This window comes from Sphingomonas floccifaciens, assembly GCF_042681125.1.
Classification (GTDB): domain Bacteria; phylum Pseudomonadota; class Alphaproteobacteria; order Sphingomonadales; family Sphingomonadaceae; genus Sphingomonas; species Sphingomonas floccifaciens.
Genome location: NZ_JBHUFC010000008.1, coordinates 1 through 19,805, shown reverse-complemented (window position 1 = coordinate 19,805; position 19,805 = coordinate 1). Strand labels below are relative to the sequence as shown.

The window sequence follows — 19,805 nt, the reverse complement described above, 5'->3', positions numbered from 1 at the left end:
AACGCTTTAGAGAGGGGCGTCACCTGCCCTGCCGCTAGGCTAGCGGCCCGCCCGTCCGCGGCTTGGCGCGGCGGTTCCAGGCGAACCCGATCATGATCGCGGCAAGCATCAGGAGTTGTGCCAGCACCGACTGAAATGTCGGGAACAGGCCCAACATCGAGATACGTGGCACGCTGGCGAGCGGCGCTATGTCGATGATCCCCGCCTCTTGGAGAGCAGCGACTCCCTTACCGGCCAGCACGACCGTCAGAGCGGCCATCAGCCATGAGCTGTAGCGGAAGAACTGCGTAATCGGCAGCGTCCGGCTGTAGCGGAGCATTGCCCAGGCGATGACGGCGAGAAGGCTGATCGCTGCGCCGGCCCCGGCCAGCAGCATCGCGGTGTTCCCCTGTGTCGAGAGCGCGGCGTAGAAAAGGATCGTCTCGAATACCTCCCGATAGACAACCAGGAATGCGAGCCCGAACAGGAACCATCCCGACCCGCCCGATAGCGCCCGTGACATTTTCTCGCGGATATAGCGTTGCCATTGATCAGCTTGTGCCTTGCCGTGCATCCAGATTCCGACCGAGAGCAGGACCACGGCCGCGAACAGCGAGCCGAACCCTTCCGTCAGTTCCCGGCTCGCGCCGCTTATACCGATCGCATAGGTGGCAACCGCCCAGGTAATCCCGCCGGCGACGAGCGCGCCGACCCAGCCACCATGCACATAGCGCATGGCTTCCGGCCGCTCCGCTTTGCGGAGGAACGCAATCATGGCCACCACGATCAAGAGAGCTTCCAGCCCTTCGCGCAGCAGGATCGTGAAGGCTCCCAAGAAGGTGGACGCCTGCGTCGCGGCGTCGGGCGCGAGCGCGGCCTCGGCATCATCGAACAGGCCGCCCAGCACTGCCACTCGTTCGGTCACGTCATCGGCTGACGTGCTGCTCTCCACAGCGGCGCGATATTCTCCCATCGCGCCTTCGATCCGGGACATGAGGTTCGGGTCGCGCGCCGAGAGCGTCGGTTCGATCGGCTCGAACCCGTCGAGGTAGGCGGACAGCGCCAGTTCCTTTGCAGCGCGCCGGTCGCCGCGCTGGAACGCGGCGAGGCTTTGCGCAAGCTTGGCGCGCGCCACGGCGAGCGGGCTTGGGGCTTGTTGCATCACCTGATCGGGGTGGCGACGCAGATAGGCGAGCACCGCGTCGGCTTTCACCTGCCCGATGCTGCCCGCAAGCGCGGCGGGGGTGAGCGCGACCAGGGTTTTCAGGTCGGGAATTCGTGCCCGCAAGCTCGCGTCCGACTTCCACAGCCGCTCACCCTCGACCGCTTGTGCGTCGGTGGAGGCGAAGCTGCCGGAGCGGAACGCGAGCGCCCAGCGCTGATCGCTAGACAGATCGACGAAGCTCTGCATCGCGGTTCCGTCGATGCCTTGGCTTATCACCTGATAGAGCGCGAACACGCTGCGCTGGCGCGCTCGCTCGGCATCAGTAAAGGCGATCGGTGGCGGGTCGAGCTTGGCGGCGTCGGGACCGTGCCCGTTGCCTGTCATGCCGTGGCAGGACGCGCAGGATTGTCGAAAAACCGCTCCTGCTGTGGAGATGTCCGGTGTCTTGTCCGGGGCGAGCGGAACCGGATAGGCCTTGAGCAGATCGGCGGCGAGCCCGTAGGCGAGCGCCGCGACCTGTTGGGCCGAGCCCTTGCGGGCAATCACGCCTTGGAGCTGCGAAGCCCGTTGGATCAGGGATTGCCGCTCAGGTGTCGCAGGGAGCGCGCGCAGGCGGGTGGACACGCCTGCGGCGAACTCCGTCATCTCCGCGTATTCGGACGCACTTGTGACCGCGCCGTTGGCGACCGCACCGCCATAATCGACCGCCATATAATCGAGCAGACGCCAAGCGGTTTGCACGTCGCCGGGATCGGCCGTCGCCGCAGCGGGAATCAACAGCAGCATAAGCGACGCGACCAGCGCGAGTGCAGGCTTAATCAGCGCGACCCGAAGTGACAGCATATGGGTGATCGTCTCCAAGCTTTACTCGTCGCGCACTATGCGAACAGCTCTCATTAGCAGTATTGGGCGGAGGGCGCGATCACCAAGGCAGCCGATGATGAACATCGCCGCGTCAACGGGCGATCGTCGCCGGCGACAGATCGTGACCGTGAACCGGTCCCGATTGAACGACGCAAGAAAGCGGCGACGAAGGCACGCGAGACGGTGCGATGCGCGATCAAGGTCCGCAATGGAGCCAGCAGTGATCGAGGATACTTTCAGATCACGTACTTGTCCCAGCCTGCATAATGCTCGGCGCTGCGCTTCCCCCTTGGAAAGCTGAGGCCGACGAGCGCAATGCCCGCTACGACCGAGGCCACGGCACCAAGGTGACCAACGCCGTCCAGGAGGAAAGGCGCGGCCACGAGCCAGGCTCCGAACGCGACATTGATCAGCCGCAGCACGCGGGCAACCTCCGCTGTGGCGATGATCGCGACCGTGATGACCAGCGCACCCACAACGTGATCGCTGTTCGCCATCCCGCCTTCCGTGCCGAACAATACCCGGGTGAGCATCAGCAGGACGCCGATGACGATGCTCGCAGTCAGCGTCCATGGCAGGGTCAGACCCTTCTTCGCGTCCGCCCAGAAGGTGCTTGGCGAGGCCATCGCGTCCGAGGTGTCCTCTCCGCCGGCCGCGATCGCGTCGCCTTGGAAGAAGGTGCGGATCAGCGGTTTGCCTTGCCGGCGCGCCCAGAGAAGGAACTGACCCATCGCAATCACCTCGTCGAGCGCGAACGGGATCATGATCAGCATGGCGAGCGCGGCGATCAGCGCCAGCGTGCTCCACGTGCCGATGACGATGGGCTGACTGATGATGAAATAGATGCTGATGACGCCGAGCGGGATGACAAGGATGCCGAAGAAGGTCACCATCCACGGCATGGTCCGCCAGCGGTCGCGGGTGCCCATTACCGCCATCAGGATCTCGAGGACATAGCTGACCGTGCCGAGCCCACCATCGGGAATCGGCCAGGCCTTGGACATGTCCGAGGTGATGATCTCCTCGGTGCCGTTGCGTGGATCGCTCAGGGAGCCGGCGAAAAACGGCTCCCAAACGCCGTCAATATGCCCCAGTTGGTAGGCGGTGAGGATGCGCGAGGTGAGAAGGCCGATCAGACCCATGGCGACGATCGGCAGCCGCTGTGCGTCGGTGGATGGCGAATAGGTCCAGCCGGGCGGGATGTTCTTGGGGTCCATCATGCCCGCCATGCTCATGCCCGGCATCATCGGCACGAGCACCGACAGGGCGATCACGGCCGAGCCGATGAGCAGGTTGTTGTTGTACTGAGCGGCGCTCGGGCTCCAGAAGATCAGCGGGGCGAAGAACAGCCAGATGCCGACGAACGCGACCGCCCACTGCGCCCATGTCTTGGTGCGCGGAACGAGCGACAGCGCGCCGAACAGCACGATGGCGAGGCCGCTGACGACATCGCTGATGGCCAGCGCGTTCGCCCGCCACTCGATCGACGGCAGCCCGCGATCAATAGTTACGAAGCGCGCCGCCTCGCCGACACTGTGAGTGGTCACGGAGTCGTAGATAAGCGGGCTGGAGGCGAGCCACAGCCCAAGACCGATGTTTGCGTAAAGAGCCCAGCGCGCACGGCGCTCGTCGCGGTCCATTATGGCCATGTGATCGCCGTGTGCACCGTGACCGGTCATCGCCATGTCCGCCGCGCCAGGTCGGTGCCCCATGGCAGCATGGTCCATGCTGCTATGGTCCGCAGCCCCGTGATCCATACCGGCCATTCCACCGCCTGCCGCTGCGGGTTGTTGGCCCGGCGCTACAGGTTCGGCCTTTAGCTTATCGTGCCAGGCAACCAGATTCTCGTTAAGCTTGTTGTTCCGATACCAGGCCCGCGGGTGGCGCTTCAGCGCGGCGACGATCGTCGGCAGCGTGTCCCGGAGGCGATGCTTCGGTTCCCAACCGAGCAGCAAGCGGGCGCGTGAAATATCGAGGATATAGTGGTCGTTGCTGCTGTCGATCATCCAGGGCTGGATGAAGTCGTCGCTGCCGAGCGCTTCGTTCTGCAGGATGATCCCGGCTTTCGCGAGCGGCTGCGGAATCCGGATCGTCTTCCAGCCCTCGCCGTGGAGCGCCTCGCCGACGATGTCCTGGATCTCGGCATAGCCGGGTGCGTCGGGCTCGCCGATGAGCAGCGGCAGTTCTGACGGCAGTTCGTGCCGCCGATCGACCAGACGCAGCACGGCGTCAGCCAAGTCGTCGCGGTGCACCGATGACTGCGCCGCACACAGCATGCCGGGATAAAAGTGCGAGATCAGGCGGTGCTCGTAAATCTGCGATATCTGCTGCGCGAGAAAAGCCGAGCGTCCGTCGTCGTCGTAAACTCCGGCGGCGCGCATATAAACGACGGGGATGTTTCCGTGGCGCTCATGCAGCAATGTCTCGGCGTCGACCTTGGACTGCGGATAGGCCCAGGACGCGCCGATCGGCGAGTCCTCGTTGATGCGCTCGTAGGGTGTGGGGGTCGGCTTATGAACGAGCATCGTGCTGGCGAAGACGAATTGTCCGACTTCGAACGATTGCAGCCCGTCAATCAGCCGGCGGGTGCCCTGCACGGTGACCTTGTCATAAAGCGGATTGGCATCGCCCGTAATATCGTAATAGGCGGCGAGATGGATCACCGAGGCGATGCGGTTGCCATAGCGGGCACGAACCTCATCAAGTGCAGCGCGCACTGCCTCGTCAGAGCCGAGATCGAAGTCGACTGCTGCGGCGGGCGGCGGCGGATCGGGAGGACCAGCGCGATCGAGGCCGACGACCCTATAGCGCTCGCTAAGCTTGGCGATCAACGCGGCCGCGATGAAGCCGCTCGCGCCCGTGATGAGGACGACTTCGCCACCCTGGCCGCTGCCGGCTTCACTGCGTTTGCCATCGTTCATGACTTTGCCACCCTTGTTCATTCATCTCTGAAAACACTGACAGGCCCACCCGGACCAACCCTCTCGCACGCCCAGCTTTGCAGCGCGACGCGGCCTTCCCGCAAGCGCCTGTGGGCGACTTAGGGCGTCGGACACGTAAGCTCAGTCCAAGCGGGGGGTGTCTTGGGAGGCGAGGGTTAAGCCGCGTAAGTGGGTAAAAGAAGGTGGAAGGCCTGAGCGGCGCTTGCGTGGACGGTTGGTCCATAGCGCTTACATGCCCGACGCGGGTGGCGCGAGGGTGCCTAGCCATGCCACGAGCGCCAGGATGCCGATCACGCAGGCTGTCTCGACCGCAAGGCTGACCCGCAGCGCCGTAAGCGCCCCGCCATGGTCGTTCATGGCAATCGAGCGCTCAAAGGCCGGCGTGAGGCGAAACCGATTGAGCGAAGCGAGCCCCAGCATCCCGGCGAACAGGGCTAGCTTGGCGAGCAGCAACAGGCCGTAAAGTGTCGTTCCCAGAGCCATAAAATTGGTCGGCCCGACGAGCAGCCAACTATTGATCAAACCAGTTACCACCAGGGTAACAACAACGAGCGTACCAACGGAGCCAAACCCGTGCAGGGCGCGATGGGTCAGCCGAAGGTGCGCAGCATCGATCTCCTCGGCGCGCCGCGCCATCAGGAGAAGCAATCCGAACAGCGCCCCGACCCACAGACCGGCAGCAAGGAGATGGAGGATGTCCGCAGTGAGGTGAAGCCATCCCGTGCTTCCCTCGCTCGCGGCACCATGCCCGTTCCACGCGAGTGTCGCCAATGCCGCGGCTGCCGCAATCATGGCCATAGCCAGCCATGATGCTCTGCCTCGCGCCAGCAGGGCTGCACCGCCGGCGATGACGAGCGCCACCATACGCACCTTCCAGGCGGTGCCAACCGCCGACCCTCCGAGCAGCGCGGCCGCAGCAGCCTGATCGATCGGCCAGAACGGAGATCCGGCCATCGCCGAGGCCATGAGGATCAGGCCAGCGGCCGAGAGAAGCAACCCGAGCGCCGCGCTTGCCGTGAGCCAAGGCCGCAGCGCGATTGCATCATCGCGCTCGCCAAGGCGAAGGCCGTAGAGGCTGAAGGCCGACAGGCCGAACAGCGCCGCCAGGACCAGGTACAACGCCAAGCGGATGGCGACGGTCGGCCAGTCGAGCATTCGCTCACTTCACCGTGAAATTGTAGCTGCCGGTGATTTTATGTGTGTCGCCAGAGACGACCTGCCAGTCGACGCTGTAGCGTCCACGCGGGAGACGCTGCTTCGGGGTGATGGTGAGCGTCCGGCCATCGGCGCCGACTGCGGCGCTGCTGGGCATTTTCATGGCCGCCATGCCAGGCATCGCGGCCATGGTAAGGTCGGCCTTAGAGAAAGCCGGCACGAGCTTCTCGCTGAACTGGAGGCTGATCTTCTCGGGGGTCGCGACCGCCGCGTTGGCAGCGGGACTGGCGGACACCAGCTTCGGATGCGCGTTCGCCACGCCGCCTACGAAGAACAGGGCGGCGGCGGCAGTCGTGATGAACAAGCGGCGCATTTAGGTAATCTCCATTTCAATTGGGCTCACCTGTATTACGCAGCTGGACGGGTCACCCCTCACGATCTTTTTTCGTGCCGACGCACCGCTCTCGATGAGGGGTCGGCGGTGGCAGCGCGTATTCAGAAGGGAGCATGGAGCGCTTTTTCACTGCGTCTCCCCTTAAACCAACTGTGGCCGCGGGCCTGATAGGCGCATGCGCGGGGTAATGATGAGGTTGCGGTTGACCGATCAGGGCTGGACTGGAGATCCTGAGGAGGTCATCGACTGTCTGATAGTGGGCGGTGGTCCAGCGGGCCTCATGACCGCGATCTATCTGTCGCGGTTTCTCAGGAGCTGCGTCGTCTACGATGCGGCGGCAGGGCGCGCCGCGTCCATCCCGCGCTCGCACAACCTGCCAGGATTTCCCGGCGGCATTTCCGGCGTCACGTTTCTTGCCCGTTTGCAGGCTCAGCTGCGCGAATATGGCGGTACGGTCCAGAGAGGTGAGATTGACGCAATCGTCGCGTCAGGCGACCACTTCTCGGCAAGCTGCGAACTGAACGTCCTGTATGCGCGGACCGTTGTCCTTGCGACGGGCGTCGTCAACCGGCGTCCCGAGATGCCTGATGCGATGCATGACATCGGCGTGGCGCGTGGGCTTCTCCGCTATTGCCCGATCTGCGATGGTTATGAGGCCCGGCGCATGAACGTGGCGGTGCTCGGCGGCGATGGTCATGGTGCTGAAGAAGCCGAATTCCTGAGGGCTTATGGGGCCAAGGTCACGCTTCTGGCCGAACGCTCGCTCGATCTTGGGCCGACCGAACTTGCCAAGCTGGACCAGCAGGGCATTGATGTCGCCCCCTCGCCTGTCGGGCAGTTGCGTCTTGGCGAGTGTGTCGAGGTGAGGCTGGCCAATGGCTTGGAGCTACAATTCGACACGCTTTACCCCGCACTCGGCTCATCACCTCGGACGCGGCTTGCCGCTTTGCTCGGAGCACAGCTCAGCGAATCCGGGTGCGTGCTAACCAATGCCCACCAACAAACCTCGGTTAAGGGTCTCTACGCAGTCGGCGACGTCGTGGAAGGGCTCGATCAGATCAGCGTCGCAGCCGGACAAGCGGCGATCGCTGCGACCGCAATTCATAACCTGTTGCGCGACCGCGACAGTGGATTGTCATCCGCCCTCGCCGGGCTGTATTCCGCTCGGAGCGTACCGCCGACGTAGCGGGAGCCATTGGCGGTGCGACGAGCGAACACCGCCAACAAAGCGCTGATCGCCGGCTCGCTTGTCATCTTCTTCGGCTGCTTCGCGCTTATTCGTATCCACACGACGATCGGCGACACGGCCTTTCTCCGTTCGATGATCCCGTACCACGATCCCGTGGCTCGCGCGCGAGTGCATCGAGACAGTGTGCTATTATCAGGGTCGGGGTTCCTCGACACGCCCGAGCGGAGCCGGGATCGCTGGCGGCATCCTACGGCACGAAGGTCGGCGCTGCCGCATTCTCCTTCGAACCGCGCCAACACGCGAGCGGCTACTAAGCGTCGGGCCCCTCAGAACGCCAAGTGGTTTATTCCGCCATGCATGAAGGTTCCGCCGAGGAACCCCTGAATTGAGATCGCGAGCGTCATCAGGCCAAGCACCACCCAATACAACGACCGCGACCGCTCGGGACCCTTGCGGTGGCGGGCTGCCATCCAAGCCAGCACGACGCCGAAGACCGCGATCGATGTTCCGAGCCAGCGATGCGTCATCAGGATAGGGTTGCGGTCGGTCAGGTAGAACCCGCCTGCGAACCAGCCCAGGAACGCCGCTGCGATCGCTCCCAGCGCGCCGACCACCAGCATTATGTGTGCGACATGCTGATAGTCCCGGTTGCGGCGCCATAACCCGAACAGCTCTAACCCGAACGCGCCGATGAACATGGCGATGGGAAAATGAATGACCATGGTGTGCAGCCGGCCCAGCCAGCTCACAAGCCGTTCGCCGAAACTCTTGTTCTTGTTGGCGGTCTCCTCGTGCATGCCGCCCATGTCCATGTCGTCGCCGGCGATGTCGCGGCCACCCATGTTCATGTCCACAGTCGACATAGAGCCCATGCCCATGTGGCCGTCGCCAGCGTCCGCCCCATCTGCTTTCTGCGTCTCGGCTGCGCTGTTAGCGACCGGCCCGGGACCCGCCCCGAGCGCATTGTGATCTTCGTGCGCCGATGCCGACGTGCTGACTGATATTGCAACCGCAAGAAGTATAGCGAAGGTCCCGCCTCGTTTGCCGCCCATCACCTGACCCCTTGATCCGTGTTCATCCATTCCCGTTTACGCACGCCCGGCCTTCTCCCCTCACCCGCCCACTAGCTCTTTCCGTGAGACTTTTCGTCTGCTTCGACGCGAACTGGATGGAGGAGTCACGCTGGCAGCGGCAGGCGCGTCCTGCCGGCCCTAACCAGAAAAATCGCCGATCAGCTGCCGTGGCGGGCGAACAAGCGGCGTCCGCCGGTGCCGAAGGCGACCACGTCATAGGCCTGCGCCTTGACGCCCGGCACTTCCATTCCCGGCGAGCCGAGCGGCATACCGCCGACCGCCAGGCCCCGCACGCCCTTGGGCCGGGTCGCAAGAGCCCGCTTCATGTCGGCGATCGGCACGTGGCCCTCGAAAGCCATGCCATCGGCGATCGCGGTGTGGCAGGACGAGAGGTCCGCGGGAACGCCCGCGCGCTTCTGCAGCGCCGGGCGGTTAGAATCATCGACGACGCGCACCTGCCGGCCGAGCTGCTGCTGCACCTGCGCCGCCCACTTGGCGCAACAGCCGCAGCCGGGGTCGCGGTGCATAACGATCGGGGTAGCCGCGCTGGCGGCAACCGGAACCAACAAGGCTGCGGCAGTAAGCGCAAATCGCAACGCTGACTTCATGGAAGAATCTCCTTGGTCATTCCTCCCGTTGCTCGCTGGGGGCGGGAGGAATGAGGCTTATTACTGAGGACGCTTGCCCATCGACCGGAGCATCGCCTGGAGTTCACCGATGCTCTTGTTCTGCTCGGCAATCGATTTCTGAGCCATTTGCCGGGTCTTCGCATCGGGCGACTCCCGGAGAACGATCTGCGACATGGCGATCGCACCGCGGTGATGCTCGATCATCTTGCGGACCCACGTCTCGCTCGCATTAGCGCCCTTGGCCTTCATCATCTTTTCATGCATCGCCATTTCGGCGGGCATGAAGGGCGTGTTCATGCCAGGCATGTTGTCGTGGTTCATGCCTTGCATTTTCGAGTGGTCCATGCCCTGCTGAGCCAAAGCGGGGCTCGCCGACATCGCGGCCAGAGCCAGAAGCGTTACTGCCTTGAACATCGATTTCTCCTTCTTGGCCTTGGCCAACGCAACAAGACTAGTTGGCCTTAGAACCATGTGCGAATGCCCAGAACGAGGCTGGTCGACGCCGCGCCCTGGCCTTCGGCGCGCGCGAAGCGGGCTGTGTCCCCGAAGCTGCGGTCGTACGATATGCCCACATAGGGCGCGAACTCGCGCCTGATCTCGTAGCGGAGACGCAGACCGAGTTCGGCCGTGGAAAGGCCTGAGCCGATGCCGATTTCCGGCACGTCCTGCGCGGCGAAGTTGAGTTCGGCGCGTGGCTGAAGAACCAGCCGCTGCGTGATCCGCTGATCGTAATAACCTTCCAGGCGCCCCAGCAGGTCGCCCTTGTTGGACAGGAACAGTGCGCCCTCGACATCGAAGAAGCCGGGTGCCAGCGTTTCGAAGCCGACCGACGCATAGACGCGCGAGGGGTTGGGCTTGAAATCGTAGCGGACGCCAAGCTGTATATCGGTGTATGGGCCAATGGCGCGCGAATAAAGCGCCTGTACCTCCGCCGCTTCCAGACTTCCCCCGATATTCCCTTCGCCCTCGGTCTTGAGCACCAGCCGGTTGATATCACCCCCATACCAGGCACTGCCGTCCCACCGGTAACCATCGCGACCGTCCCGGATCTGGACTTCAGCCAGATTGAATATGACCTGGGAGAAATTCTGCCCGCCGTGCATCGACCGCAGATGCTGCTGCGAATGCGCCATAGCAGCGGCAGAGTAGACCTGGTCCGCGGCCCGATCGGTCGGGATGGGCGGCGGCGGAGCGGTGCCGGCCTGAAGGTTGGTGCCGATCATCGCCGCGCCCGTGGCTGAGGGCATGCTTCCCATGCCGTGTCCCGGCATGCCTTGCATCGCGCCCGAACTTTGGCCCATTCCCGGCATCGATCCATGGTCCATGCCTTGCATAGCACCTGGCTCAGCGGGGTTGGCGCCGCCGGACGCACCTGGCATCGCGGACATGTCGTGCCCCGAACTGGCATCAGGTTTGGCTTCAGGCATATTCATACCGGGCATGGCGGACATGTCATGACCGGCGTGAGGATCAGCAACAGCCGGTCCACCGACCGGAGGCTTGGCGGACCGACTTGCGGCAGGCTTGGCCCCCGATCCCGCCTTCGCGCGCGGTGTCGACCTGGCGGCAGGCTTCGCGGACTCCTTGTGCACGGCGGGCTTGGTCGCTGAGGGCTTCTTGGCGGCAGGCTTTTTTACCGCTGGCGCCTTTGGCGGCGGCATCTTCATGCCGGGCATGTTGGAATGGTCCATCTGCGCGGCCGCCGGCGTTGCGAGGCCAAGCGCCGCGCCGCCGGCGATCAGGAGGAACTTAGGCTGCATCGCGATTCTCCTCGCCCATCGGGCGAACCGTCACGACACGCATCATCCCCGCGGTCATGTGATAGAGATTGTGGCAGTGGAACGCCCAGTCGCCGGGCGCATCGGCCGTTACGTCGAATGTCATCTTACCGCCTGGCGCCACATTCACAGTGTGCTTGCGAGGCCCAAAGTCGCCATGTCCGGTCACCAACTCGAAGAAGTGGCCGTGCAAATGGATGGGGTGCGGCATCATCGTGTCATTGACCAGGGTAACGCGCGCGCGCTCGTCCTTGCGGAACGGGATGGGGTCGGCAGGGTCGCTCATCTTCTGGCCGTCAAAGCCCCACATGTAGCGCTCCATATTGCCCGTGAGGTGGATCTCCAACTGACGCGACGGGGCGCGAACGTCCGGGTTGCGGTCCAGCGCGACAAGGTCGCGATAGGTGAGCACGCGATGATCCGCATCCTCCAGCCCCTGCGGCGGCTCGCCCGTGCGGTCCTTCGGCATCGGCGAGATGGTCTGCACTCCCGGCCCCATCTTGACGCCGGGCGCGTTCTTGGGGTTGCGCATGTTCATGTCCATGCTGCCGCCTGACCCATGATCCATCCCGGCCATGCCGCCGCTGCTCATCTGACCATGGTCCATGCCCGCCATCCCGGCAGCGCCCGCCGCCATTTGGCTATGGTCCATCCCAGGCATAGCGCCGCTCATCTGGTCGCCCCCCATCCCAGCCATGCTGGCCATCGCAGCGCCTATCGCCTTCGTTCCGTGATCGGTGGGCTCTTTCCACCCGGTGAGCTTCCACAGGTTGCGCGAGGCATTCTGCATCAACGTGGGATCCGGCCCGCGCTTTGCGACCGGGTTCTCGTCCGCCATACCGGACATCCCCTCCATCCCGCTCATGCCGCTCATGTCCATGCCCATGTCGGTCATGGTCAGCAACGTGCGTGGGCGGAGCGGCGGGACCGGGGCGATCATGCCCTCGCGCGGGGCCAGTGTCGCGCGCCCCATGCCGGATCGGTCGATCGCCTCGGAAACGAAGCTGTAGGCGCGGTCCTCGGGCGTCACGATCACGTCGAAGGTTTCCGCGACGCCGATCTGGAATTCGTCCACGGTTACCGGCCGGACGTTCTGGCCGTCGGCCTGCACCACCGTCATCGGCAGGTCAGGGATGCGCACGTTGAAGTTCGTCTGCGCCGCGGCATTGACGATGCGCAGCCGAACCCGCTCGCCCGGTCGGAAGAGACCCGTCCAGTTGTCGTAAGGTCCAAAGCCATTGACCAGGAAGGTGTAGGTCGAACCAGTGACGTCCGCGATGTCCGCCGGGTCCATCCGCATCTGCCCCCAATCGAGGCGATCCTTAAGGCGCATTTCGCGGCCGGCCAGCAGCCCACTCAGCGTCGGGCGTTGATAGTTGAAATAGGCGCCGCCCATCTGCTTGAGCTTGCGAAAGATTTCCTCGCCCGTCATTTCGCTATGGTCGGAGAGGACGATCACATGCTCGCGGTCGAACGCGACTGGGTCGGCACCCGCCGGATCAATCACGATGGGTCCGTAGAGTCCTGCCTGCTCCTGCTCGCCCGAGTGGCTGTGATACCAGTAGGTGCCGGACTGCAAGATCGGGAACTCGTACACAAAGGTCGAACGCGCCTTGATGCCGGGGAAGCTGATCCCGGGTACGCCGTCCATTTGGAACGGCAGAATGAGCCCGTGCCAGTGGATCGAGCTATCTTCGTCGAGGTTGTTGGTCACCGCAAGGCGGACCTTCTGGCCCTCTTTGAGGCGGACGAGTGGTGCCGGGACCGTGCCGTTTACCCCGATCGCGGGCGTGGTGATCCCGTCCATGACCAGCTTCATTCGGTCGATGGTCAGCGCGATGTTTGTGCCCGACACGGTCGGCAGGGGTTTGGCGATACCGCGCGACACAGGTTGCGCCCAAGCTGGCAAGTAGGCCGACATGGCCAAGGTGCCGCCGAGCGCGGCGGTTCCGCGCATTACGTCGCGCCGGTTCAGTTTGCGGCTCATGCCGTTCCTTCGCTCCAAGTTCATGGCTTGCGGCCGGCGACCCGGGGGAGGGCCGCCGACCTTACCTTTCACTACGCGCGAACCGGCCCATCCCCTCACACTAAGTCGAGATTTTTCGACAATCTTTCACGCGCGCGCCGGAGTCGCATCTCCACGGCCTTGCCGCTGATCCCCAGCGCGGCCGCGGTCTCCCCCTGGGACAGTCCTTCCACGGTCCGCAGCAAAAGCGTCTCCTTGAGCGTGGCCGGCAGCTCGGACACCGCGCGCGAAAGCCGCGCAAGCTCTGCGCGATCGAAGGTTACCGCGTCGGCACCTGGCGCCTCGTCCCGCCCACTCTCCATGGTCTCGGGCGGCAGCGAAGAGGCGAACGATAGTATCTGGCGTATGCGCCGCCGCCTGTGCCAGTCGCGGCTCTTGTTGATCGCCACGCGGGTCAGCCACGCAGCGAGCGGTCGCTCTCCGTCATACTTTCGCAAGTTCTGAAAGGCGGCCACGAAGCATTCCTGAGTGAGGTCAAGCGCCTCTTCGGCGTCGCCGATATGCGAGCGGATCAGGCGGTAGACCGGTTTTTGGTGCCGCCGCATGATCTCAGCGAACGCAGCCTGACGTCCGCCGAGCGTCAAGGCGGCGAGTTCGCCGTCCGTGCAGGCCGCGAGATCGAGGCTCACCGCGCGTCTGCGGTCAGCGCCTTCACCACCGCGCGGTCGAACGCCGTCGTCTGATCCGGCCGCAGGATCTGCCGCATCGCGAACATATGGTTCAACGTCTCCTTTTGGAGCTCACCCATCGCGCCGTGCGAACGATCGACGGCCGCCGCGACCTGCGGCCCGTTACCATGTTCGGCCTCGATGGCGGCGGCGAGCCGGGCGTTGTCGGCTCTGAGCTCCAGCTCCAAGGCACGCCTTCGAACGGCGAAGTGAGACTCCAGCGCCTGGAGCTTAGTCCGTTGAGCTTCGTCTAGCTCGAGCCCGTCGTGGAGCAAGCTGTGAAGCTCAACGCCCGGGCTTGGCGGGGACGGGAACAACTCACGTCCAGCCCAAACGCCTGCGACCGCCGCCACGAACGCGATGATGGCGATCAGCATCGCCCTCCGGGCGCCGCTCGTCACTGGAACGCGAGCAAGGTCGAAGGCGCTAGCGGCATGGCAGGCCCGAAGGGTGTTAGCGTCGGCACCTGCGCAGTCGCCGCTGTGGACGACAATCCGCCGCCCACCACTCCCAAGGCGACTGCGCCTAGCGCTGCCAGCATGCCGGATCGCAGCGCCACTACGCCACCCGCGCGGCGCTCCGCCGCGATCAGTCGCATGACTTCGCCTTCCAGTTCAGCGAGCCGGGGATCAAGCGGTTGCTCGCCAAGGCGGCGCAACGCGCTGTCTAAATCCATGTCCATGGTCATTCCTCCGCCGTCCTCACATCCATTACGCACGGCCGGCGAACACCCCTCCAATCTGAAGTGAACGAATGCCACACGCCCCTCGGCGCGACTGCGCACTCTTCCATTGCGTCCAATCGCTCGCAGCTGGCTACGCAGCCGACAATCCACGCGTCCCGCTGTTCAAATTCCTTGGCAACTCTGTTTGCAGGCCGAGCGCGCCACTGAGCGGACGCCGCGGCGTTAGAAATAGAGGAGCCGGGCGACACCGGTCGGCACGGCTCTTCCGCTGTTTACAAATGAATGTGCTATCTCTTGGAAACCCTAGGGGCTGTTGAAAAACGTGCCGCTGGTAGCCGGGTCCGGTTGGGGGCGGAATGACACCCCAAAGCATAGCGATCCCGTCTCGCATGGGATCGAGAAATGGGAAAGTGACTATCCCTCCCGTTGCGGCGGCAGCCTTCGATATGTCGCTTTTACTTTCCCGGCCGCAAGCCATCTGGGTAGTCGTTCATTGTACCTCGGCGCACAGCGATATGGAAGAACCCAGATCGCCGCACGATCGCTTCAGCCTTACGAACGCAACTAGCTGCCCGCTTGTCGTCTGAAACCAAATCGATTTTCCGTTGCTTATCTGGCAATTCTCTTAACCAATCGCGAACTTCTCGCTCTTTCGACATGACCATATCTTGGATTTGAAAATGGCATACCCCCTCTTCGACATGAACATAAACGGGATAGCCAAGAGACTGTCCTGCTAACGATAGCGCCAGTGCCATGTATGTATTGGTCATGCGTACACGCCTAACACGTATGATCGGCTCCGCAATAATGCTGTCTGCTCGCCGCCTATTCCCGATTGGGAAGGCGCAGCGAGAAAGCTGGGCAGGATCGTTCTCTTGATGCGCCTAGGGGAGCTACTTTCTCGAAATCTGTTCCCGATTGAGTTTTCTCAAAACAGCCCGTCGTACATGGGAAAGCGGGAATATTTCTGCACGGCAAATGGCCGGTTTCGAAACGCCGAGACGATTTACTGAACGGCAGGATTTGGGCGGTTCCTGCCGTCGCCGTCAAACGCTGGTATGCCGGTCAGCGTCAGAGTGTCCGGCAGCGCACGGTTTTGACGGCTTGCCGGACAAGATCGGCGCGCAACGGGTTTACGGACACGTTCTGTTCGCTCCTAGCGTACGCAAAACTCACTTTCGTGTCGTGACCCCAATGTGAGCATGAGGGCACCGATATCGAGCAAGCTACGCTGAATGCGAGCACAGCGTCGTTGAGCGCGAGCACGCGCGGTCGCCCGTTCTCACCAAGCGTGAGCAGGAATCTACGCTGATTGCGAGCAAGACAAGCTGTAAGCGTGGCCTGAGGGCCGCCTTGCCCGTTTGGCCGTAGCCGGGATGCTTATCGTCTTTGACGAGGGCGCGGGCGGTGCGGGAAGTTTTCGGTTCTGAGACTGGTCGTACGAGCGCTCGACGGCCTCGGTGGAGGTGGAGGCGATCCGCGAGCGGTGGGCCGGGATGGTCAACAGCGCGCTGGAACACGCCCAGGTAGCCGAGCGGGTCGATCACCGCAGTTACGAGCGTCAGGGGCTGGATATCGAACCGACCGTGAAGATGGGCCATGCGTCGGCCGCGATCGAGCGGCGCGCGTCGGCCGAGCAGATCGCGGCCGGCAAGGAGCCGCACGCCGTTACCCCGCGCGGGCAGATGAACGAGGCGATCATGGAGAAGCGGGGGCTGGGCTTCTACATCGAGCGTGGTCAGGAGCGGATACGGGAGTGGTCCCACCAACTCCGCGAGCGTGCCGATCTAGCGATGCAGGGCATGTCCAGCTTGGTCCAGGGCGCAGCGCGGGCGATGCGATCGGGGCTACAGACCAGCAGCGAGGGCGGGTTCGGGGCGGTGCCGGCGCTCGACCAGTCACCCCAGCGCGACCAGGTGCCGGCGATTGAGCTGGACCAATCGGGGCAGCGTGGGCGCGATCGGCAGCGAGAGCAGGAGCTAGACCGTCAGCGTGGACGTGACGGGCCGGATATCGGGTTCGGGCGGTAGGGTCGCTGTCGAAGAATCGTTTTCGGCAGAGTGTAAGGTAATGCTTGACAAATGTCAGGAAATGCCTTACAATGTGTCTATGATTAAAACATACACCAGCAAGGCGCTCGAAGCCTTCGCCACCAAGGGAGATGGCTCAAAACTTCCCGTCCAGAACCACAACCGCGTTCGCCGCATCCTGCTCACGCTGGATGCTGCCACGAAGCCCGAGGACATGAATGTTCCGGGCTTTCGCTTTCATGGGTTGAGCACCAAGCCCAAACGATATGCGGTCGATGCCAGCGGCAATTACCGGGTCACATGGGCTTGGGATGACGGCGATGCGATCGACGTGAACATCGAGGACTATCACTAGGAGGGTGTCCCCCCTCCTAAAAATCTGTCAGTCATTGCTTGACATGTAAGGCTTTAGTTTACACATAGGACTTACACAGAGACGCATGATGATCCGGGATCGGCCCGGACAGGAGACAGATGATGAACCAGCTCGTATCCGGCCTTGCCCCGATGCACCCCGGTGAGCTGCTGCGGGAGGACATTCTGCCCGCGCTCAACAAGCCCAAGGCGGAGATCGCCAGGCTGATCGAGGTGTCGCGGCAGACCCTCTACGATATCCTCGCTGAAAAGCAGGATGTCACCCCGACTATGGCGCTTCGGATCGGCAAGCTCACCGGCACCACGCCCGAAATGTGGGTGAACATGCAGCGCAATTACGACCTGCGCGTGCAGGCCGTGAAGGATGCCGATATCATCGCGCGTATCCCGACCTTGGAAGCCGCCTGATCCTTTCTCGATTTCCCGTCGAGGTCGAGCCATTTCGGGAAAAGTGAATTGGGAACAAATTCTGGGAAAAGCCCGCCTCGCCGCCCGCTTTACGCCGACAGCGAGGCGGGCTCTCTCATACGCCCTCGTTTCAGAGAAGCGCAGGTCGGACCTGCAAAAAGGGCTTGCAATGTAGGATTCTAAATCGTTCACCCTTTGTTCCGCACTCATGGTGAGTCGGGCTTGGGTGGTCCGCCGCAACGGTCGGGCCGTCCATGCTGTAGATGATCGTCATCAGGAGAATGCATGCGTACGTTGCTTACCGTCATTTCGGCCCTTCTCTGCACCACGCCGCTCGCGGCGCAGGAGATGAAGGCTCCCCCACTCCCGACACCGCAAAACTCCAAGGGGTCGGGCAAGGACCTCCAGGTCGAGTACCTAGCCCAGCAATACGGTATCTCGGCCGCGGAGGCGGCAGAGCGTGTCGACGTCCTCCGCGATGTCCAGCAAATCGTGGACGTCGCGGTCGCCAGCGATCCGGACGGCTTCGCGGGCCTGTGGGTGGAGCACACGCCGACGTTCAAGATCATCGTCGCATTCACCGGCCAGGACGAGCGCAAGGCGTTCCTGGATCAGATTCCGGCGAAGCTGCGGCGCTATGTGCAGCTGCGCAACGCGACCAAATCGCTCGCGGCGGCGCAGCAGGACCTGGATGCGATCTTGAAGGCCATCACCGCCGCCAAGCTTCCCTTCGAGACGTATTTCGAGCCGAGAAGCCAGAATTATGTCGTCACGGTGAAAGACCAAGCGGCTGCTCAGACGGCCCGGGGCTTGATCCCCCCGACGTTGCGCTCGGCCGTGAAGGTCGAGGTGGGGCCGATTCTACAAACCTTCCAGACCAACGTGCGGCCAGGCGATGCGGTCTATGGCGGATGGGAGCTGGTCGACTCGACCGGGCGCGCGACCTGTAGTTACGGTTTCGCCGGAAGGGACAGCAACGGCCGGGACTCGATCCTGACCGCCGCCCACTGCCGGACGAACCCGCCCTACGTGGTCGGGTCCGATGGTAGCCACCTGGTGCAACTGCCGGCCGCAACGGAGACGCGTTATGGCGACCTCTATGATTTCCGTTATCATCCGGTGGTCGGCCTTAGCACCGGGTACTGGGTCTATTTCCAGAACTCCAAGGCGGTGACCGATTACCCGTCCTACGTGAACACGGTTCCGGGCTTCTATGGAGATGGCTATTTCACCACCCGGGGTACGCTCAAGCAGTCGTCCTACAACTCGAACCACTATATCGGAATGCCCGTGTGCAAGAGCGGCATGACGACCGGCTTCACCTGCGGCACCGTCCAGTCAAGCTCGGTGTCGGGCACCGATGATCGAGGCGTGAGTTATTCGAGCTTCGTGAAGGTCAGCGGATCGAGCCAGCAGGTGATCGCCTTCGGCGGCGACAGCGGGGCGCCTGTATTCTCATACCCGAACGGCTCGTACGAGATCGTCGCCTATGGCATTCTCAAGGGAGGCAGCACCGACGCTTATGGGCGTCCCTGCACCGGGAGCGCTTGTTCGTTCTCATATATGCCGATCGATCGGGTGAACGACAGGGTTCCCTTCCTGATCCACACCACCCAAGGGCTATTGGTGCCTTGAGCGCCCGAGCGGTCCCGATGATGTTGGCGTTAGGGGCGCTCGCCGCCTGTAACGCTGACCGGGAGAAGAAGGTATGGCCGTTCGCGGTTGGCCAAAGCTCGGGCGTGACGGTCGTGACCGAGCTGCCGGAGGCCGCGAACCGGTTGCGGAACGCCACACGGGATTATGGCACCTTCTTCGTGAAGGATGGCTGCCTTCAGGTCCGCGTCGGCTCCACCGTCCTGACGCCGGTCCTGCCGCTAGGATCGACCCTCGACGCTCGCGGCGACGCGATCGTCGTGGGAGGTAGGCGGTTTCCGATCGGGCGGGAGTACAGCCTGCCCTTTGCTTCGGAGGTCGGCGCCGAAGCCGGCGAGGCGGCCGCCTCGATCGGCTTGCCCGATAGATGCTCTCAACGGCTCCTTAGCATGGGCTCGCCCGGGTAGGTGTAGGGGCTTGCAATCGTAGCGGTGTCTGCTCGCCAACAGCGCTATTTCCTGCTCACGCTATCTGCCACTGGCGCGTGGCACCGTGCTCGAATTAGCTGCCAATGTGCTCGCCATCATCCGGCGCTGCTCGCAAACGAGGCGTCGCACTCACGTTATCTGCCAACAGCTTCGACCGCCAAGGGGAGGTCGATCAGACGGCCATAGGTTGTCCCGTTTCTCCATCTGCACCGGGCAGTTTCGGGAAAAGCCAATCGGGAACACATTTCGGGAAAATGGCGCCCTCGTTGCCATCGAGCGCGCCTTCCCGCCGTCAACCGAGCTGTCCGAAGGCGTCGAGCTGGAGCTCGAGACCAACCAGCGTCTCAGCGATGATCTGAGC

The 19,805-nt window shown here is 63.4% G+C and carries 19 protein-coding genes and 1 pseudogene; 7 read left to right on the top strand and 13 right to left on the bottom strand.

The genetic code is table 11. The features are described 5' to 3' along the window. Positions 1 to 34: 34 nt before the first annotated feature. The 4 genes from ACFSC3_RS16490 to copC all read right to left on the bottom strand — a co-directional run bounded on the left by ACFSC3_RS16490 (position 35) and on the right by copC (position 6,478). A complete protein-coding gene (locus ACFSC3_RS16490) occupies positions 35 to 1,987 on the bottom strand; it encodes a cytochrome c/FTR1 family iron permease (RefSeq protein ID WP_345880190.1) in 1,953 nt (650 codons plus the stop codon). A gap of 257 nt (positions 1,988 to 2,244) precedes the next feature. Next, a complete protein-coding gene (locus ACFSC3_RS16485; RefSeq protein ID WP_380941492.1) occupies positions 2,245 to 4,929 on the bottom strand; it encodes a vitamin K epoxide reductase family protein in 2,685 nt (894 codons plus the stop codon). Positions 4,930 to 5,178: 249 nt separating this feature from the next. Next, complete coding sequence (gene copD, locus ACFSC3_RS16480; protein WP_066706733.1) at positions 5,179 to 6,105, bottom strand: copper homeostasis membrane protein CopD; 927 nt, start codon at positions 6,103 to 6,105, stop codon at positions 5,179 to 5,181. 4 nt (positions 6,106 to 6,109) lie between these two features. After that, a complete protein-coding gene (gene copC / locus ACFSC3_RS16475; protein ID WP_007407009.1) occupies positions 6,110 to 6,478 on the bottom strand; it encodes a copper homeostasis periplasmic binding protein CopC in 369 nt (122 codons plus the stop codon). A gap of 196 nt (positions 6,479 to 6,674) precedes the next feature. Between copC and ACFSC3_RS16470 the strand changes: the two genes are divergently transcribed. Both ACFSC3_RS16470 and ACFSC3_RS16465 read left to right on the top strand, forming a co-directional pair. Beyond that, entirely contained in the window at positions 6,675 to 7,685 is a 1,011-nt protein-coding gene (locus ACFSC3_RS16470; protein WP_338152231.1) for an NAD(P)/FAD-dependent oxidoreductase, read from the top strand. A gap of 24 nt (positions 7,686 to 7,709) precedes the next feature. Continuing rightward, positions 7,710 to 7,835 (top strand): annotated as a pseudogene (locus ACFSC3_RS16465) (DUF305 domain-containing protein); the annotation flags it as partial. Between the two features lie 179 nt (positions 7,836 to 8,014). On the opposite strand, the gene ACFSC3_RS16460 reads toward ACFSC3_RS16465, so the two are convergent. From ACFSC3_RS16460 to ACFSC3_RS16420, 9 genes are all read right to left on the bottom strand, one after another. Further along, positions 8,015 to 8,740 carry a DUF2231 domain-containing protein gene (locus ACFSC3_RS16460; protein WP_205499320.1) on the bottom strand — a complete coding sequence of 242 codons (726 nt, stop codon included), beginning with the start codon at positions 8,738 to 8,740 and terminating at the stop codon, positions 8,015 to 8,017. Between the two features lie 179 nt (positions 8,741 to 8,919). Continuing rightward, entirely contained in the window at positions 8,920 to 9,369 is a 450-nt protein-coding gene (locus tag ACFSC3_RS16455) for a DUF411 domain-containing protein (protein WP_004212951.1), read from the bottom strand. A gap of 60 nt (positions 9,370 to 9,429) precedes the next feature. After that, positions 9,430 to 9,804 (bottom strand): DUF305 domain-containing protein, encoded by a 375-nt coding sequence (locus ACFSC3_RS16450; protein ID WP_066486611.1) that lies wholly within the window; start codon positions 9,802 to 9,804, stop codon positions 9,430 to 9,432. 47 nt (positions 9,805 to 9,851) lie between these two features. Beyond that, on the bottom strand, positions 9,852 to 11,150 hold the full coding sequence (locus tag ACFSC3_RS16445; RefSeq protein WP_066486608.1) for a copper resistance protein B: 1,299 nt from the start codon (positions 11,148 to 11,150) through the stop codon (positions 9,852 to 9,854). Further along, on the bottom strand, positions 11,140 to 13,155 hold the full coding sequence (locus tag ACFSC3_RS16440) for a copper resistance system multicopper oxidase (RefSeq protein WP_066486605.1): 2,016 nt from the start codon (positions 13,153 to 13,155) through the stop codon (positions 11,140 to 11,142). Before ACFSC3_RS16440 ends, ACFSC3_RS16445 begins: the two co-directional genes overlap by 11 nt. A gap of 95 nt (positions 13,156 to 13,250) precedes the next feature. Continuing rightward, positions 13,251 to 13,823 (bottom strand): RNA polymerase sigma factor, encoded by a 573-nt coding sequence (locus ACFSC3_RS16435; protein ID WP_046407140.1) that lies wholly within the window; start codon positions 13,821 to 13,823, stop codon positions 13,251 to 13,253. Further along, a complete protein-coding gene (locus ACFSC3_RS16430) occupies positions 13,820 to 14,239 on the bottom strand; it encodes a periplasmic heavy metal sensor (RefSeq protein WP_046407154.1) in 420 nt (139 codons plus the stop codon). Before ACFSC3_RS16430 ends, ACFSC3_RS16435 begins: the two co-directional genes overlap by 4 nt. 20 nt (positions 14,240 to 14,259) lie before the next feature. Then, on the bottom strand, positions 14,260 to 14,544 hold the full coding sequence (locus ACFSC3_RS16425; protein ID WP_007407013.1) for a hypothetical protein: 285 nt from the start codon (positions 14,542 to 14,544) through the stop codon (positions 14,260 to 14,262). Positions 14,545 to 15,002: 458 nt separating this feature from the next. Further along, positions 15,003 to 15,320 carry a hypothetical protein gene (locus ACFSC3_RS16420; RefSeq protein WP_125962618.1) on the bottom strand — a complete coding sequence of 106 codons (318 nt, stop codon included), beginning with the start codon at positions 15,318 to 15,320 and terminating at the stop codon, positions 15,003 to 15,005. A gap of 690 nt (positions 15,321 to 16,010) precedes the next feature. On the opposite strand from ACFSC3_RS16420, the gene ACFSC3_RS16415 reads away from it, so the two are divergent. The 5 genes from ACFSC3_RS16415 (at position 16,011) to ACFSC3_RS16395 (ending at position 19,423) form a co-directional block, all read left to right on the top strand. Next, positions 16,011 to 16,580 carry a MobA/MobL family protein gene (locus tag ACFSC3_RS16415; RefSeq protein ID WP_066778371.1) on the top strand — a complete coding sequence of 190 codons (570 nt, stop codon included), beginning with the start codon at positions 16,011 to 16,013 and terminating at the stop codon, positions 16,578 to 16,580. Continuing rightward, the gene (locus ACFSC3_RS16410) at positions 16,543 to 16,935 is read left to right on the top strand and encodes a type II toxin-antitoxin system RelE/ParE family toxin (protein WP_380941491.1); all 393 of its coding nucleotides are present in this window, start codon (positions 16,543 to 16,545) and stop codon (positions 16,933 to 16,935) included. The genes ACFSC3_RS16415 and ACFSC3_RS16410 overlap by 38 nt, the downstream gene beginning before the upstream one ends. A 122-nt stretch (positions 16,936 to 17,057) precedes the next feature. After that, positions 17,058 to 17,363, top strand: coding sequence for a HigA family addiction module antitoxin (locus ACFSC3_RS16405; protein ID WP_205499322.1), 306 nt, complete (start codon positions 17,058 to 17,060; stop codon positions 17,361 to 17,363). A gap of 285 nt (positions 17,364 to 17,648) precedes the next feature. After that, positions 17,649 to 18,998, top strand: coding sequence for a S1 family peptidase (locus ACFSC3_RS16400; protein WP_037447533.1), 1,350 nt, complete (start codon positions 17,649 to 17,651; stop codon positions 18,996 to 18,998). A 104-nt stretch (positions 18,999 to 19,102) separates the two neighbouring features. Further along, positions 19,103 to 19,423 carry a hypothetical protein gene (locus ACFSC3_RS16395; protein WP_345880565.1) on the top strand — a complete coding sequence of 107 codons (321 nt, stop codon included), beginning with the start codon at positions 19,103 to 19,105 and terminating at the stop codon, positions 19,421 to 19,423. Positions 19,424 to 19,805 lie beyond the last annotated feature (382 nt).

Bases quoted from the DNA above. Each gene is read 5' to 3' on its own strand.
- ACFSC3_RS16485 (WP_380941492.1), bottom strand. From the start codon at position 4,929: ATGAACGATGGCAAACGCAGTGAAGCCGGCAGCGGCCAGGGTGGCGAA.
- ACFSC3_RS16470 (WP_338152231.1), top strand. From the start codon at position 6,675: ATGCGCGGGGTAATGATGAGGTTGCGGTTGACCGATCAGGGCTGGACT.
- ACFSC3_RS16455 (WP_004212951.1), bottom strand. From the start codon at position 9,369: ATGAAGTCAGCGTTGCGATTTGCGCTTACTGCCGCAGCCTTGTTGGTT.
- ACFSC3_RS16450 (WP_066486611.1), bottom strand. From the start codon at position 9,804: ATGTTCAAGGCAGTAACGCTTCTGGCTCTGGCCGCGATGTCGGCGAGC.
- ACFSC3_RS16460 (WP_205499320.1), bottom strand. From the start codon at position 8,740: ATGGGCGGCAAACGAGGCGGGACCTTCGCTATACTTCTTGCGGTTGCA.
- ACFSC3_RS16430 (WP_046407154.1), bottom strand. From the start codon at position 14,239: ATGCTGATCGCCATCATCGCGTTCGTGGCGGCGGTCGCAGGCGTTTGG.
- ACFSC3_RS16400 (WP_037447533.1), top strand. From the start codon at position 17,649: ATGCGTACGTTGCTTACCGTCATTTCGGCCCTTCTCTGCACCACGCCG.
- ACFSC3_RS16420 (WP_125962618.1), bottom strand. From the start codon at position 15,320: ATGACCAATACATACATGGCACTGGCGCTATCGTTAGCAGGACAGTCT.
- copD (WP_066706733.1), bottom strand. From the start codon at position 6,105: ATGCTCGACTGGCCGACCGTCGCCATCCGCTTGGCGTTGTACCTGGTC.
- ACFSC3_RS16440 (WP_066486605.1), bottom strand. From the start codon at position 13,155: ATGAGCCGCAAACTGAACCGGCGCGACGTAATGCGCGGAACCGCCGCG.
- ACFSC3_RS16490 (WP_345880190.1), bottom strand. From the start codon at position 1,987: ATGCTGTCACTTCGGGTCGCGCTGATTAAGCCTGCACTCGCGCTGGTC.
- ACFSC3_RS16445 (WP_066486608.1), bottom strand. From the start codon at position 11,150: ATGCAGCCTAAGTTCCTCCTGATCGCCGGCGGCGCGGCGCTTGGCCTC.
- copC (WP_007407009.1), bottom strand. From the start codon at position 6,478: ATGCGCCGCTTGTTCATCACGACTGCCGCCGCCGCCCTGTTCTTCGTA.
- ACFSC3_RS16425 (WP_007407013.1), bottom strand. From the start codon at position 14,544: ATGGACATGGATTTAGACAGCGCGTTGCGCCGCCTTGGCGAGCAACCG.
- ACFSC3_RS16405 (WP_205499322.1), top strand. From the start codon at position 17,058: ATGAACCAGCTCGTATCCGGCCTTGCCCCGATGCACCCCGGTGAGCTG.